14 protein-coding genes are annotated in these 15,338 nt (G+C 57.8%); 2 read left to right on the forward strand and 12 right to left on the reverse strand.

All coding sequences use genetic code 11. The features are described from left to right. Nucleotides 1–291 precede the first annotated feature (291 nt). From WG936_RS04215 to purD, 9 genes are all read right to left on the reverse strand, one after another. Nucleotides 292–2,388, reverse strand: a complete 2,097-nt coding sequence (locus WG936_RS04215; RefSeq protein WP_339572195.1) for a S9 family peptidase — start codon at nt 2,386–2,388, stop codon at nt 292–294. A 19-nt stretch (nt 2,389–2,407) separates the two neighbouring features. Then, the gene (locus WG936_RS04220; RefSeq protein WP_339572196.1) at nt 2,408–3,160 is read right to left on the reverse strand and encodes an ABC transporter ATP-binding protein; all 753 of its coding nucleotides are present in this window, start codon (nt 3,158–3,160) and stop codon (nt 2,408–2,410) included. Next, nucleotides 3,157–4,209 (reverse strand): FecCD family ABC transporter permease, encoded by a 1,053-nt coding sequence (locus WG936_RS04225; RefSeq protein WP_339572197.1) that lies wholly within the window; start codon nt 4,207–4,209, stop codon nt 3,157–3,159. The genes WG936_RS04220 and WG936_RS04225 overlap by 4 nt, the downstream gene beginning before the upstream one ends. Further along, nucleotides 4,206–5,363 carry an ABC transporter substrate-binding protein gene (locus tag WG936_RS04230; protein WP_339572198.1) on the reverse strand — a complete coding sequence of 386 codons (1,158 nt, stop codon included), beginning with the start codon at nt 5,361–5,363 and terminating at the stop codon, nt 4,206–4,208. Before WG936_RS04230 ends, WG936_RS04225 begins: the two co-directional genes overlap by 4 nt. Before the next feature lie 243 nt (nt 5,364–5,606). After that, entirely contained in the window at nt 5,607–6,500 is an 894-nt protein-coding gene (locus WG936_RS04235) for a phosphoribosylaminoimidazolesuccinocarboxamide synthase (RefSeq protein ID WP_339565330.1), read from the reverse strand. Between the two features lie 82 nt (nt 6,501–6,582). Then, complete coding sequence (gene purB, locus WG936_RS04240; RefSeq protein ID WP_339565329.1) at nt 6,583–8,013, reverse strand: adenylosuccinate lyase; 1,431 nt, start codon at nt 8,011–8,013, stop codon at nt 6,583–6,585. A 48-nt stretch (nt 8,014–8,061) separates the two neighbouring features. Then, entirely contained in the window at nt 8,062–8,721 is a 660-nt protein-coding gene (locus tag WG936_RS04245; RefSeq protein WP_445227829.1) for a potassium channel family protein, read from the reverse strand. Further along, nucleotides 8,714–10,069 carry a TrkH family potassium uptake protein gene (locus WG936_RS04250; protein WP_339565327.1) on the reverse strand — a complete coding sequence of 452 codons (1,356 nt, stop codon included), beginning with the start codon at nt 10,067–10,069 and terminating at the stop codon, nt 8,714–8,716. The genes WG936_RS04245 and WG936_RS04250 overlap by 8 nt, the downstream gene beginning before the upstream one ends. 28 nt (nt 10,070–10,097) lie before the next feature. After that, nucleotides 10,098–11,360, reverse strand: a complete 1,263-nt coding sequence (purD, locus tag WG936_RS04255) for a phosphoribosylamine--glycine ligase (protein WP_339572199.1) — start codon at nt 11,358–11,360, stop codon at nt 10,098–10,100. A gap of 62 nt (nt 11,361–11,422) precedes the next feature. On the opposite strand from purD, the gene WG936_RS04260 reads away from it, so the two are divergent. Together WG936_RS04260 and WG936_RS04265 are read left to right on the forward strand one after the other, a co-directional pair. Continuing rightward, entirely contained in the window at nt 11,423–11,830 is a 408-nt protein-coding gene (locus WG936_RS04260) for an HIT family protein (RefSeq protein WP_339572200.1), read from the forward strand. Next, nucleotides 11,790–12,413, forward strand: coding sequence for an esterase/lipase family protein (locus WG936_RS04265; protein ID WP_339572201.1), 624 nt, complete (start codon nt 11,790–11,792; stop codon nt 12,411–12,413). The genes WG936_RS04260 and WG936_RS04265 overlap by 41 nt, the downstream gene beginning before the upstream one ends. On the opposite strand, the gene WG936_RS04270 is transcribed toward WG936_RS04265, so the two are convergent. The 3 genes from WG936_RS04270 to WG936_RS04280 all read right to left on the reverse strand — a co-directional run bounded on the left by WG936_RS04270 (nt 12,376) and on the right by WG936_RS04280 (nt 15,321). Then, nucleotides 12,376–13,746 (reverse strand): sensor histidine kinase, encoded by a 1,371-nt coding sequence (locus WG936_RS04270; protein ID WP_339565323.1) that lies wholly within the window; start codon nt 13,744–13,746, stop codon nt 12,376–12,378. The two genes, WG936_RS04265 and WG936_RS04270, sit on opposite strands and share 38 nt — an antisense overlap. Nucleotides 13,747–13,755: 9 nt before the next feature. Further along, on the reverse strand, nt 13,756–14,466 hold the full coding sequence (locus WG936_RS04275; protein WP_339565322.1) for a response regulator transcription factor: 711 nt from the start codon (nt 14,464–14,466) through the stop codon (nt 13,756–13,758). Between the two features lie 102 nt (nt 14,467–14,568). Beyond that, complete coding sequence (locus WG936_RS04280; protein ID WP_339565321.1) at nt 14,569–15,321, reverse strand: MerR family transcriptional regulator; 753 nt, start codon at nt 15,319–15,321, stop codon at nt 14,569–14,571. Nucleotides 15,322–15,338: the final 17 nt, after the last annotated feature.

Below are 15,338 nucleotides of genomic sequence, written 5' to 3' on the forward strand. Positions count from 1 at the left end.
GAGTGTTTCGCATGGAGGTTGACGCACCGCAGCCCAATTTTGTGAAAGCCGAACTATACTTCGCGAAATGTAGTCTGACGCACATCAGTCCTTAGCGGAACTGTAGTTGCCATACTTTCTTTAAAGCAACGTCGTTTCTGCTCAACAATCCCCTCCCCACAACCGGAGGGGATATTTTCAAAAATGTCACATTTTTCCGCCTGCATGTTTCTGCAGCACAGGGACGATATTCTTGCCCCATTCCACCCTTTCGGCATGCAGTTTGCCACTTTGTGAAATAAGTCACACTCCCTATTCTGTGTGCCCTGCAATTTGGTTAAGTAACCACGCCAATTCAAATGCAGCCTGATGCCACCGTTCATAGCGCCCAGATACGCCACCATGCCCCGCCGCCATTTCTGTTTTCAGCAAGAACTCTCCCCCAACAGCGGTGTCTCGCAGCTTCGCGATCCACTTTGCCGGCTCTACGTACAGCACACGGGTGTCATTGAGTGAGGTGACCGCCATGATGTTCGGATATTGCAGCGCCGCGACATTCTCGTAAGGCGCGTAAGAGGCCATGTAGTCGTACACCTCTTTGTTGTGCAATGGGTCGCCCCATTCTTCCCACTCCATCACCGTCAACGGCAGCTCAGGCATAAGAATTGAGGTTAAAGGATCGACGAAGGGCACCTTGGCAGATATCGCCGCGAACCGATCCGGAGCCATGTTGGCAACGGCCCCCATGAGCAGGCCGCCAGCCGAGCCTCCCTCAGCGCCTAGCATCTCGGGCGCTGTAATCCCCGCAGCAATGAGATCATCTGCGACATCGATGAAGTCGGTGAAGGTGTTCTTCTTGGCGAGCATCTTGCCGTCGTCGTACCAGCGTCGCCCCATTTCGCCGCCGCCACGTACGTGAGCCACCGCAAAGATGACCTCACGGTCATATACCGAAATCTGCAAATTTGAAAAGTCCGGATCGATGGAGTGCTCGTAGGAGCCGTAGCCGTACAGAATCGTCGGATTCGGCTTGCTCATGTCTAGGTCCGCACGATGAACGAGCGACACCGGCACCTTCGCACCATCGCGGGCAGTTACCCATCGGCGTGTGGCAACGTAGTCCGCCGGGTTGTAGCCGCCCAACACCTCCTGTTGTTTCAACAGCGTGCGCTGTTGCGTGGCGACGTCCAACAAGCTCACACTCGCAGGCTGGGTGAAACTCACATAGGTGTACCGGAACACTGGGGTGTCCCACTCTGGGTTCCCGCCGGAGCCCACGGAGTAGAGCTCTTCCTCAAAACTCATCTCTGTGAAATTGGTGTACCCCGGGTCCAGTTTCATCAAGGCAACCCGCCCGATTGCGTCGCGGCGATAGCCCAGCACCAGGTGCCCCGCGAAAGGATCGATACATTCCAGCCTGACATCGGAGCGATGCGGGACGAGGACGTTGAGATCTTCGATCACAAAGGCAGTCGCCGGGCACTCACCGATCTCAAAGTTTGGACCAGCGGCATTGTGGATGACCAGCCAGCGGTCTTCGCCGTCGATAACCGCGTGGTCGATGCCGTATTCCAGCCCTTCCTGACGCGGGAGCTGGCAGCGAAACTCGCCGGTAGGGTTGTCTAGTTCCAAGACCCAGATCTCGGAGGTCAGCTTGGAGCTTGCCTCGATGAGCAGGAATTTATCCGAACGAGTGGTGCCCACGCCCACCCAGAACTTCTCATCGGGTTCTTGGAACACCAGCACGTCTTCGGAAGCTGGGGTACCTACCCGGTGCCGCCACACCGAATCTGGGCGCCACGCATCATCGACGCGCTGGTAGAACAGGTACTCTTCCCCCGCCCAGGTAGCACCTGCAAAGATACCCTCGATGCGATCTTCCAACAGTTCGCCGGTGCGCAAGTCTTTGATGTACAGGTCATAACGTTCGTCTCCGGTCACATCCACGGAGTAGGCAACGAAATTGCCCGACAGCGTCACCGTCGAGGCACCCACGGAGAAAAAGTCATGGCCTGCAGCGAGTTCATTGAAATCGAGCAGTACTTGCTCTTCTGCCGGAGGTTCCTCCGCGATGGTTGGTGGCAACCAGGCATCTTGCCCCGCGACGACGGGGACACGGCAGGACCGACCGTAGCTCTTGCCTTCTTCGGTTCTGCCGAAATACCAGTAGTCGCCTTGGCGCACGGGAACGGACATGTCCGTCTCTTTGATTCGACCCTTGAGCTCTTGGAACAGGTTGTCTTCGAGTGTGCCCAGATGCGCGGTCTGCTCCGCCGTGTACGCGTTTTCAGCTTCTAGGTAGGCGATCGTGTCGGCGGAGCCTTTGTCCCGTAACCACTCGTAGTTATCCACGAAATTGATGCCGTGGTGGGTGCGAGTGCTGGGACGTTTGTCGGCGATGGGATACATGGGTACCGATGGTACCCATTTAGCACGGCAAGACTACCGGGACCCCGTCATCTTCTAGAATGCGCGCATTGATTCCGTACACACTATCCAAAAGCTCGGGGCAGATAACCTCTCTGGGGGTTCCTTGCGCGATCACTCTGCCCTGCTTCATCACTACCAGCTCCTCGCAGAAGCGAGTGGCTAGGTTGATGTCATGAATCGCCACCAAGGCGACCGCACCACTGAAGCGCACCCGTTCCCGGACCAAGTCGAGCAGGAAGATCTGTCGGTTGAGATCGAGCGCCGAAGTTGGCTCATCGAGCAGCATGACGGAAGGATCCCCGACCAGCATTTGGGCCACCGCCACTAGTTGCCGCTGCCCTCCGGAGAGCTCTGCGAGATTGGTTCCGGCAAACCCTCCAATTCCCATCGCACCCATCGTATCCGCAGCTACATGCTCCGGACTGGTGGCCCGCGTGCGACGAGCGGCAATCAGCACTGCTTCAAACGCCGTAATACTCGCTGAGCTCGGCAGCTCTTGAGGCACGTACCCCATGTGCGCACGCAGTTCTTTTCCCTGCACGCCCTGCCCATCGACGCTGAGCTCGACCGAGCCACCTCGCACCCGATTGATGCCTGCCAAAGTCTTAATCAAGGTTGATTTGCCTGAGGCGTTGGGGCCGAGCACGCCGGTGAGGTGCCCGCCGTCGATAGGCATGGTGCTCAGCCCATCGAGGATGGCACGCTTACCATACCCGGCGCGCAGGTCATTGATCTCTAAAGAGATACTCACCAAATCACTCGCTTTCTGCTCAAGATGATGAGCATGAAACATGGAACGCCCAACAGCGCGGTGATGATGCCAATGGGGATTGCGATGCCCGGAATGATGAGCAAGCTGGCAGCATGGGCGCCGCTCATGATGAGCGCACCGGCGGCCATAGACGCTGGCAGGAAATAGCGCTGGTCTTCGCCAACGAAGATGCGCGCCACATGCGGGCCGACGAGGCCTACAAAACCGATGATTCCAGCGAAAGCCACCGCCGTGGCAGAGAGCAATGCCACCACAATGAGCATGACCATGCGGAGCCTATTGACGTTCACGCCCATGGCTTGAGCCCGGGCGTCGCCAAGCCGCAATGCGGTGAGCTGCCAGGATGCTGCAATCATGATGGGCAGAGACAACAACAGTGCCAGCCCAATCATGGCATTACCGCCCCACGTCGCGCGCGTCATAGACCCCATAGACCAGAACACAATCTGCTGCAGCGATTCAGTGGTGGCACGATATTGCATCAGCGCAAGCAATGCCTGAAACAAGAACACCATTCCGATGCCCAGCAGAATCATCGTTTCCGCGCTCGCGCCTCGCACCACTGCTGCCACCAAAATCACACCGGTGGCCAGCATCGCAGACAGCCAAGCCATCGCAGCCAGGTTCGTCTGTGCGTTACCTGTTGCGGCCCAGCCCATCACGATCGCAGACGCACCACCGAAAGCCGCCGCGGCCGAGATCCCCAAAGTGAAGGGCTCAGCAAGCGGATTGTTCAGAATCGTTTGCATCTGCGCACCCGCAGCAGCCAAGCTCATGCCCACCAGCACCGCCATCACGGACATGGGCAACCGGAGTCGCCACAGAACAGTCCGCGCTGTGTCATCGAGGTTGTTCGGTGCAATTAGCCCCCGCAATACTTCGCCGGGACTGAGAATAACCGGACCAACCATCGCGCTGATCACAAACGCGATGAAGGCGCCCACGCTGAGTGCGAGGATGATCCTGCGCCGCTTGCGCACCACGCCCCGGTGCTCAGCGAGAATGTGCTCCGTTACGGTTGCTGTCACCGCTGCTCCGAGAAGAAGGTACCGCTGGCCGCGAAGGGCAGGTACTCCTCGTGGACGCTCTGCAGGTGCTTATCGACGTCCACATCCGCGAACTCTTCTGGATGCTGCCACTTAGCAAACTGCTCGACTGCAAGGAAGTTCAGCGGTGAGTCATAGTACTGGTGCCAGACGCCGTAGAGTCGCCCTTCATTCGCAGCCGTGACCTGCTCAAAGCCTGGCGTTTTAGTCAAACCGTTGAGGGTATCCTTAGCGGTGGCTTCATCAGTGGCGTAGCCCAAGTTTGCATGTGGGATCGCTGCCGGCTTCTTCGGGTCCTTGGCCCAGGATCCGCCGGTTGCAATGATCATGTCTGGCTGCTCAGCGATAAGCTTTTCCGCGGTCACGTCGCCCGATTCCGTGCTGAGAATGTGATCGCCGATGTTATCTCCGCCTGCAACGTTGACAAATTCGCCAAGGTTGGAATCCTTCACTGTGGAGCAGCAGTCCTTCAGGCCGGCTGCACGCCACAAGAAGACGCTCGGCTTCTTTTCGATCTTGCCGGCACGCTCCTTCACAGAATCAACAGTCTGAGTCCATTCCGTATTGAACTTGGTGGCTTGCTCCTTTTTGCCAAAGACCGTTCCGAGGATATCCATCGAGGCCGTGGTGTTGGTGAGCGGGTGCTGCCGGAAGTCGGTGACCACATATTTAATGCCGGCTTGATCCATCTTTTCTGGCATTCCGATCGCCTGCAGAGCGTCGTAGTTGTCAGCAGACAGCACCATGAGGTCCGGCTGGTAGCTCAGCAGGTTCTCCACCGACACGTCGCCTTTAGAAAGGCTACCGATGGTAGGCACGGACTGTACCTCCGGTCGAGCCTTGACCAGGGCATCAAAGTAGGACGGCGCCGCAGTTTTGAGGTCCTCTCCCATCGCGACAACCTTATCTACTGGCTGGTCCTTGTTCAGGATCGAAGTAGCGAAGACTCCGCGACCTTCGCCCAAGATGATTCGTTCTGGCATCTTGTCCAGCGTGACGGTGCGCCCCTTGATGTCAGTGACGCTTAGCGGGGCTTCCGCCTGCTGCGTCGCGGCATCGGGCCCCGCGCACGCAGCGAGAATGCCTAGAGTAGCGAATGCGCCGAGTGATGCTACTACGGCACGAAATGGTTTCATGGAGAGACTCCTTGGATCGGAAAATGAAAAGACAAACCGATCCTGAACTATAGTTAGGCGATGCTTACTTAGGCAAGGCTGGCCTTATTGCGGGGCTGGGAAGTGACACTCCCACAATCCCGAAATGGCTCCCCCAGCCGATTTTGGCTATGCCACCAATCCCCAAACCGCGAAAACCCGCCCCCACCAATGGCGGAGACGGGAAACTACTATCCGAGCTGAATCAACAGCCTGCAACCTTGGTTACACGCAACAACCAATCCACTCCGAGAACTTCTTCCCGGAGATCTTCTCATAGGCCTCGATGTAGCGCTCACGAGTGGCTTCGACCACGGAACCAGGCAATGCTGGCGGCGGCGTCTGGGATGCCTTATTCCAACCAGACTTTGGCCCAGTCAACCAGTTACGCACGTACTGCTTATCAAAAGAAGGCTGCACTCGACCCTCTTCATAGCCATCTGCGGGCCAGTAGCGGGAGGAATCCGGCGTCAAAACCTCATCCGCCAACACCAGTCGGCCCTCGGAATCCAGACCGAACTCGAACTTCGTATCCGCGAGGATGACACCCTTCTCCAGTGCCATCTCAGCGGCCTGACGGTAGATCGACAGCGTCGCATCCCGCAGCTCTTCTGCACGAGCCTGCCCCAGCTTTTCGACGACCACGTCAAAGCTCACGTTTTCATCGTGATCCCCCAGGTCAGCCTTCGTAGCAGGGGTGAAAATCGGCTCTGGAAGCTTGGAGGCCTCACGGAGGCCTTCTGGTAGCTCTACGCCACACACGGTGCCGCTTTCCTGGTACTCGGCCAAACCGGAGCCAGTCAGGTAACCACGGGCGACACACTCGAATGGCAGCATCTCCAGCTTCTTGCAAACGAGTGCACGGCCCAACACTTCTTCGGGAATCCGCGGATCATCTACTGGGCCGGCGAGATGGTTCGGAAAATCGATGTTGTCAAAGAAGTGAACCGTCATTGCGGTCAGCACACGGCCCTTGTCAGGGATCTCCGTGTCGAGGATGTAATCATAAGCCGAAATTCGATCGGACACCACCATGAGGAGGCTCTCGTCATCAATTTCGTAGATTTCGCGTACTTTGCCTGCAGAGAGGTGATTGTACGAGGAAAGTTCAGGACGCATAGTGAAGCAGTGTAGCCCTGCCCCCACCGAATTTCCATGCGGCCATGGTGGCGCAGACAGGGCGACGAACAATTCCCTAGGGTTAGAGAATCTCTCCAGGCTGGTAGCTAGCAGCTTCTGGATAACGCCCAACGACGTCCTGAATCCGAGCCAAGACTCGCCCGACCTGGGATTCCGCTGCTCCGATGAATGCGTGACGGTCTGCGAGCGCCGCTTCCAAATCAGCTGCTGACAGCGTCATGCGTGGGTCTGCTGCCAGGCGCTCAATGAGGTCTTGATCACCACCGTTTTCACGCATGTTCAGTGCAACTGCCACCGCATTTTCCTTGATCACTTCGTGCGCGGTCTCACGTCCCATTCCGGAACGCACCGCAGCCATGAGGATGCGTGTGGTGGCCAGGAACGGCAGGTAACGCTCGAGTTCGCGATCGAGCATTGCTGGGAACGCCCCAAACTCGTCGAGCACCGTGAGAAATGTCTCAAACATGCCGTCGATAGTGAAGAAGGCATCCGGCAGGGCAACGCGGCGCACGACAGAACAGAATACATCGCCTTCGTTCCACTGCTGACCGGAAAGGTCTGCCACCATCGTCAGGTAGCCGCGCAAAATCACTTGCATACCGCCAACGCGCTCACAAGACCGAGCATTCATTTTGTGCGGCATTGCGGAAGATCCAACCTGGCCTTCCTTGAAACCCTCCGTGACGGTTTCGTTGCCGGCCATCAGACGAATGGTGTGCGCCAATGAAGAGGGACCGGCGCCGAGTTGGACCAAGGTCGAAACCGCGTCGAAGTCGAGGGAGCGCGGATATACCTGCCCCACTGAATCAAACACCCGGTGGAAGCCGAGGTGGTCCGCGATACGAGTCTCCAGGGAAGCCAGCTTTGTCTCGTTGCCGCCCATGAGGTCCAACATGTCCTGAGCAGTACCCATTGGCCCCTTGATGCCACGCAATGGGTAGTGCGCAATCATTGACTCCGCACGCTCAATGGCGACCAGGAGTTCGTCGGCAGCGGAAGCAAATCGCTTGCCCAGGGTGGTGGCCTGCGCAGCAACGTTATGGGAGCGGCCTGCCATCACCAGGTTTTGAAATTCTGCGGCCCGCTGACCAATTCGCGTCAACACTGCCACAGACTTACCCAAGATAAGTTCGAGGGAACGGTGGATCTGCAGTTGCTCAACGTTCTCCGTGAGGTCACGGCTGGTCATGCCTTTGTGGATATGTTCGTATCCAGCCAGCGCGTTGAACTCTTCGATGCGCGCTTTCACGTCGTGGCGAGTAACTTTCTCCCGCTCCGCGATGGAAGCCAAGTCCACTTGCTCGATCACGGCTTCATACGCAGTGATGGCCTCGGCCGGGATGTCTACGCCGAGGTCCTTTTGTGCCTTCATCACTGCAATCCAAAGCTCACGCTCCAGAACAATCTTGGTTTCGGCGCTCCAGAGGTTAGACAGCTCTGCGGACGCGTATCGGTTGGAAAGGACGTTTGAAATCTTCTTTTTGTCAGCCACGCCTCTAGATTATTCCACGCTTAGCGCGAAGGGATAGCCTGCTCGCTGTTAACTAAGGCAGAACCGGTCCAATTCCTTCGCCGTACCTGCCGCAATAACCAAATCACCGGAGCGGATGACATAGCCCGACTCGGGGACTGTGAACCGGCCTTCAGCCGGACGCACGCCCACAATGGTGATGCCTGGCGGGACCTCACTGACCATTCGGCCGTGCATAGTCACTGGTGGGGCGAGCTTGGCGATAGCAAAGTCAGGGTCAAACTCGACGTAATCCTGCAGGTGCCCGGCAATCAGGTGCGCTACTCGACGCCCTGTGTCACGCTCCGGGCGCACCACATGGTGCACCCCGATCTGAGTCAGGATTTTAGCGTGTTGATCATTGTCAGCCTTAGCCCACACATTCTTCACACCCAAGTCCATCACTGCGGAGGCGGTCAGCAGCGAGGCACCGAGATCTGATCCGATTCCGATCACCACTCGCTCGGCATCATCCACGCCCAGCTGACGCAGTGTGTCCGCATCGGTGGTCTCGGCAATCACTGCGTGCGTGAGCACAGAGGACGCTTTAACCACGGTGGCCTCATCCACATCGATGCCCAGGACTTCCACCCCGGCGCGAACAAGCTCATCGCCTAGGGCAATGCCGAATCGTCCGAGCCCAATAATTACCACGGGTGGGACAGTCTGCCGGGAAAATAGCTTAACCAATGAACGGCCTCTCAGTCGGATAGGTGTACAACCGTTTGCTATGTCGGGCCGCCAGCGCGGCGACGAGGGTGATCGGGCCAACACGACCCGCATACATGAGCATTACCAGCCACAATTGGGCGAACTCCGGCAGGCTCGGGGTGATGCCTGTGGTAAGACCCACGGTAGCGAAAGCGCTGATGCATTCAAAGACAATCTGGTGTGACGTGTATTGCGGCATGAGGATCTGCAATGTCAATACGGAGACCAACAACGCTAGAACAGTCATCGTGAAAACCGCCATTGCTTGTCGCACGATGCGGCCTGGCAGGCGACGCCCCGAAACCAATACTTGGTCATCGCCGCGGATTTCCGCCACCATGACGGCCACCAACACCGCCGTGGTGGTTACCTTCACTCCGCCGGCGGTGCCGCCGGAGCCACCTCCGATCAGCATCAGGATGTCCGTCATCATCATCGTGGAATCGTGGAGGTGGGCTAGATCAATGGAATTAAATCCTGCGGTACGAGTGGACACGCTATGGAAGAACGCCGCTAGCCAAGAAGTAGCAACATCCAGATCTTTGAGCGCGCCATTCCACTCAAACACCACTGTGCCGAGAGTTCCCGTGATCAACAAGATCGCGGTTCCCCACAGCGTGAAGCTCATAGTTAAGGAAATTGGGAGGCGGGATTTGGTCCGAAAGCGCTGCCGGATCTCCAACAGCACTGGAAAGCCCAGGCCACCGATAATCACGCCGAGGGCAATCGGCACAATGATGCCAAAATCCCCGACATAGGGCATGAGATTAGAGCTGGCCAGACCAAATCCAGCGTTGTTAAATGCGGACACCGCGTGGAAAGAGCCTTCCCACAGACTGGCTGCTGGGCTCAGGTCATACGCGAAATAGAAACGCAAGGTCAGGAATATAGTGATCACTGCTTCAATAAACAGTGAGAAACCGATAGTCCCGAGGATGATTGACTTAACCTCACCCAAGTCCCTGCCGCGCATTTCTGCTGCGGCATTCAACCGCCCGCGGACCCCGAGCCGACCAACGAGCAGGTAGCTCGCGACCGTCGCTAGGGTCATAATTCCGAGTCCGCCGATTTGGATCAAGCTAATGATGACGGCTTGGCCGAAATGCGACCAGTAGGTGGCCGTATCCACCACGGTAAGCCCCGTCAGGCACACCGCCGACGTAGCGGTAAACAGCGCGGTGACAGCGTCTGGGCTCTGTGGCCCGCTACGGGAAAACGGCAGCAGCAACAAGGCTGTGCCCAGGAAGATCAGCAACAAGAAGCTACCCGACACGAGCTGCGCCGGGCTAAACCCCTTCTTGCGAGAATCAGAGTGTGAGAATTGCACCGGCACAGTGTATTCCAGTCACCCCTGATTAGATAGTGATGCGCCCTTCCACGGCAGGCAACGCAATGTCACTGCGGTAGTGGCTTCCTGCGAGCTCGATATCCTTGATCACGGCATATGCACTGTCACGGGCGTCGGCAAGCGTAGCGCCGGTGCCAATCACGTTGAGCACTCGGCCACCGGATGAAACTAGTTCACCGGCCTCATTTCGAGCCGTGCCGGCATGCAAAACCTGTGGCGAATCAGCGTTGTGGATAGCATCGCCCGTACGAGGATCCTCTGGGTAACCGTTAGCTGCCAAGACAATAGTCAAGGCGTAACCGTCCTCCCACTCTAGAGGCGGCTGCTCCGCAAGCGTGCCAGTGGCAACCGAGTTCAGGAGCTGCCCGAGCGGGGTCTTGAGCAGAGCGAGCACTGCCTGCGTCTCCGGGTCTCCGAAGCGACAGTTGAATTCCACCACGGAGATGCCGTCGCGGCCCCATGCGAGTCCTGCATAGAGCAGGCCAGAATACGGCGTGCCACGTTTCACCATTTCGGCGGCAACTGGGATGCAGACTTCGTCGACAATCCGCTGTACGCCATCCGCTGGCAACCATGGCAACGGGGTGTAGGCACCCATGCCGCCCGTGTTCGGCCCTTCGTCATTATCCAGGGCCCGTTTGTGGTCCTGTGCGGGCAGGAGAGGGACAACGGTTTCCCCATCAACGAGGCAGAACAGGGATACCTCGGGACCATCCAGGTAGCTTTCCAGCAAGACTGGGTTACCACCGTGGTGCACTGCCAGGACGTGCTCGCGTGCTGCGGCACGATCCTCGGTAACAACCACGCCTTTGCCTCCGGCTAGACCATCATCTTTGACTACCCAGATCGGACCAAAACGATCCAAGGCAGCGTCAATCTCGGACTCCGCAGCGCCTGGTGCAAGACTTTCTGCATGGGCAGTCTTTACGCCCGCGTCGGCCATAACCGCCTTAGCAAATGCTTTGGAGCCTTCGATCTGTGCAGCAGCAGCTGAGGGGCCGAACACCGCGATGCCGGCTTCACGCAAGGCGTCTGCGACGCCAGCAACCAACGGGATTTCCGGCCCAATCACAGCCAAATCCACCGCGAGTTTCGTGGCCAGCTGAGTCATCTCTGCGGGAGAATCAGCCTTCCCCTCGTGGACAGTTGCTAGGGCCGCCATGCCCGCGTTACCAGGTACGACGTGCAGGTCGGTGACGGATTGATCTTTAGACAATCCAAGGAGGAGGGCGTGCTCTCGGGCGCCCGAGCCGATTACCAGAATGCGCATGTACCACAGTCTACTTAAGGAACTCCCAGCGGTTAGTTATCCCCGAAGCTACTGTGGGGGATATGACTAGCGTATTCACCAAAATCATCAACGGCGAACTGCCGGGCCGCTTTGTTTACCGAGACGACAAGGTCGTTGCATTTCTAACCATTGAGCCACTCAATTATGGCCACACGCTGGTGGTTCCTATCGAAGAAGTAGACAAATGGACCGACTTAGACCCAGCTACGTGGTCGCACCTTTCTGAAGTCGCCCAGAAGATCGGGCAAGCCATCATCGCGGCTTTTGACTGTGAACGCGCCGGCTTCATCATCGCCGGCTTCGATGTTCCGCATACTCACATCCACGTCTTCCCCACCAACCACATGAACGAGTACGATTTCAAACGCGCCCTGCACATGGACGAAACTGACCCAGAAAAGATGGACGATGCCGCCGAGAATATCAAAGCTGCTCTGGCTGCCTCGTAGTGGCGTTCTCCCAACCCCCATCGAATCAGACGATGTCCCCATCGCCGTATTGCATGGCACGCTCAGCTCCCCCGGCAACTTCCAACGCGCAGCGGAAGCACTACAAGCACGTGGCCGACGGGTCGTAGGCCTCGAATACGGCGATCGTGGCACCGCCGATCTAGGGCGGTGTGCCCGCGAAGTCAGCGATTTCCTCGCCGAGTTCGAGCGCGTCGACGTACTCGCGCACTCATTGGGCGGTTTCTTGGCTCTCAAGGCAGCGCACGGGGACGCCCAGAACAGCATTCGTCACTTGGTGGGCCTCGGGGCGGCATGGCGTGGCGTGCCCAGAACTCGGTACAAGCGAATCTTGAAATGGGTCGCAGGTCCAGCTTTGGGGCAGATCATGGGGAATTTTCCTGCCGTGTTGCCACCGCAGGCACGGGTGGTATCCATCGTCTCCGACGCAGATACCGTGGTGCCACGAACTTCCAGTGAACTCGGCGAAGTCATCCGAGTCCACGGTGTCCATCATGCCCACATCCCGAAACAAATTCCCGCGATTTTTAGCGCTCTTCAACTAACCGAGGCAGACACACCTTAAACACGGTGCCCTCCCCCAGCGTGGACTCCACCTCAACGGTGCCGTTATGGGCCTCGACGAGAGACTTAACAATCGCCAGCCCCAAACCCGAGCCACCAGTAGCACGAGACCGCGAGGAGTCAGAACGATAGAACCGCTCAAAGACGTGCTCGGCTACCTCTGGGCTCATGCCGATTCCATTGTCACGAACGTTGAGGCACACAACTTTTTCATCGCTCGTGATCTCAATCGCGGCATCCGCGCCACCATGCACTAGCGCATTGTTTGCCAAATTAAGCGCCACACGATGCAACTTCTGCGGATCTCCCCATACCAGCGGCTCGTCCACTGATTGGTTGAACACCGCCACTTTGCGGCCAGGATGAGCTGCCCGCATCGACGCGACAACACTCACGGAGAGTTCGAAGATATCCACCTTGCGCATCTCCATCGGCGAACCCTCCGCGCGTGTGAGCGAAAGCAGATCCTCCACCAGGTAGCTCATGCGGCTCGCTTCATCGGAGATTTTGGTGATCACCTTGTCCGCATCCGGCATGGCTCCAGAGCGGTACAGCTCGGTATACCCGCGGACGGAGGTCAAAGGGGTGCGCAGCTCATGCGAGGCATCACCGACAAAGCGGCGCATTTGCTGCTCCTGGGATTGCGCTTCTTCCACGGAGTTTTGGAGACGGCCGAGCATCGCGTTGAGCGCACGCGACAGTCGCCCCACTTCCGTGGTGGGAGGTAGCGGCGGGATACGTCGATCCAGGTCACCGCCTGCGATGGCAACTGCGGTCTTTTCCACATCGCGCAACGGTCTGAGCGCAGCGCGCACCACAAAGTAGGCAATGAGTGCGAGGATCACCAAGACCAGGACACCAATGGTGAGTTGGGTAAAGATGAGCTGCTCGATGATACGGTCTTCGCGGTTCAGATTCAGGGCTACTACCGTCGATACGCCGTCGCGGTAGGTCGCCATCACCCGCCAACGCGCCTCCCCCTCGGAATCGGCAGCAGGGCCGACGGTGACCGGACCCGAGTTCAAATGCACCGCGGATAGATCCGGGGCGCTTTCGGAATCATTAACAATGATGCGCGAGCCGTCTGAATACATCTTCTGGACGTAGAAGTCGCTCGGGGGCCGGGCGCTCGAGGGGTCTGGCCGCAGGAAATCGTTGCGCGCGGCCCAACCGTCGGAAGCCTTCTGCAGGTCCTGGTCGACGCGTCCGACAGTGAAATCTCGCATGATGCTGCTGACCACCACGGCGCTGGCGCTGAGACCACACCCGGAGATCACCACCACAATGAGTACGAGCCACGTTCGCAGCGAGATGTGGCGGGACAAGCGTTTCATTACTAAGGCTTAGGAAGCTTGGCGTGGTTTGCGCAGCACATAGCCGACGCCGCGAACAGTCTGGATCAGCGGCGTATCACCGGTATCGATCTTGCGGCGCAAATAAGAAATGTAGGATTCCACCACATTGCCATCGCCACCGAAATCGTAGTGCCACACGTTGTCTAAAATCTTTGCCTTCGACAGCACCACTTCGGCGTTGAGCATGAGGTAACGCAACAAATTGAACTCGGTTGGCGAAAGCTCCACGATCTCGCCCGCCTTGGTCACTTCGTGAGTGTCATCGTTGAGAACGAGGTCTGCGTAGCTCAACACGGAGCTGGATTCGGCGTCTTCAGACACTACGGAACCCCGGCGCAGGATTACGCGCAGGCGGGTAATGACCTCTTCAAGGGAAAACGGCTTGGTGACGTAATCGTCCGCACCGATCGTCAGGCCATGGATGCGATTTTCTACCGCGTCCTTAGCTGTCAGGTACAGCACGGGGCCGTCGAAACCTTCCGCGCGTAGCTTTGACAGAAGCTCAAAGCCGTCGATGCCCGGCAGCATGACGTCGAGGATGAAGGCTTCCGGTTGAAATTCCCGTGCCACCCGGAGGGCATCGGTACCAGAGGTTGCCGATGCCACATCGAATCCTTGGAACTTCAGGCTAACCGTTAGCAGTTCAACAATATTTGGCTCGTCGTCGACGACGAGGACTTTCACGCTTGGCTCACTCATGACTGTTTCCTTTGTTTAGTGTCTAGCTTCCTAGTAAAGGCTATCGGCCTCGACACTGTCTGCACAGTCGCTGAACGTTTGCTGTGAGCATTTTCGCGCTGTCTAGCGCCACTCAACCGCGCTGAGGTCCACGCCTTCGAGCTCCGCCTGCTTCTCGACGATCCGAAGCAGGAATTCCTGTCGCCCCGCATAGGCCGCATGGAAGCGCTCGTCAGCGAGGAACATTCTGGCCAAGCAGACTTGCTTTTCTGCGGTGCACTCATACCATTGCGCAACCTGCGTGCGATGCCGATAGACCAGCTTCTTTGCTTCCGCAGTCCCCGGAGCAACGCCAGCATCTTCTGCTGCGGCCAGCGCGATTGCAAAGGACTCCATTTCCTCCTTTGCTTTCGCCCAGTCTCCTGCTGTCATGGCCTGTTGTTTTTCCTGGGATTGCTCCCATTCCGGGGTGTCTCCCCAACGAGCCTCGGCTTCTTCGGCGTACTCAGCCCACGAAGTGCCCATCGCCTGTATTTTCTCAGTCATGGTCAGATCCCTTTCTAGGATGGTGGTGACTGCGTCATGCATCTGACGCAGGCGAGCGAGCTGTTGTTTCAGGTGCTGCTGCTGGTTCCGAAGCCGCACGAGACTCGATTCTCCGCCGTTGACGATCTCTGCGATCTCCTTCAGCGGCATTCCCGTTTCCCGATACACCAGGATTTCAAGCGCTACGTCTAGGTCATCCTCGGTATACAACCGGTAATCACCCCAGCTACGAAAGCTCGGCTGCAGTAGGCCGATCTCGTCCCAGTGCCGCAGCGTTCGCTTAGAAATTCCCAGCAGCTGCGCTGCCTGTCCAATGGTCAATTCGCTCACAAGAGTCACCCTCCACC

This window comes from Corynebacterium sp. H127, assembly GCF_037482665.1.
Lineage (GTDB): Bacteria > Actinomycetota > Actinomycetes > Mycobacteriales > Mycobacteriaceae > Corynebacterium.

What these genes read in the sequence shown, in the direction of transcription:
- WG936_RS04215 (WP_339572195.1), bottom strand. Translation starts at nt 2,388, where the DNA reads ATGTATCCCATCGCCGACAAACGTCCCAGCACTCGCACCCACCACGGC.
- WG936_RS04230 (WP_339572198.1), bottom strand. Translation starts at nt 5,363, where the DNA reads ATGAAACCATTTCGTGCCGTAGTAGCATCACTCGGCGCATTCGCTACT.
- WG936_RS04235 (WP_339565330.1), bottom strand. Translation starts at nt 6,500, where the DNA reads ATGCGTCCTGAACTTTCCTCGTACAATCACCTCTCTGCAGGCAAAGTA.
- purD (WP_339572199.1), bottom strand. Translation starts at nt 11,360, where the DNA reads ATGCGCATTCTGGTAATCGGCTCGGGCGCCCGAGAGCACGCCCTCCTC.
- WG936_RS04260 (WP_339572200.1), top strand. Translation starts at nt 11,423, where the DNA reads ATGACTAGCGTATTCACCAAAATCATCAACGGCGAACTGCCGGGCCGC.
- WG936_RS04265 (WP_339572201.1), top strand. Translation starts at nt 11,790, where the DNA reads ATGCCGCCGAGAATATCAAAGCTGCTCTGGCTGCCTCGTAGTGGCGTT.
- WG936_RS04270 (WP_339565323.1), bottom strand. Translation starts at nt 13,746, where the DNA reads ATGAAACGCTTGTCCCGCCACATCTCGCTGCGAACGTGGCTCGTACTC.
- WG936_RS04275 (WP_339565322.1), bottom strand. Translation starts at nt 14,466, where the DNA reads ATGAGTGAGCCAAGCGTGAAAGTCCTCGTCGTCGACGACGAGCCAAAT.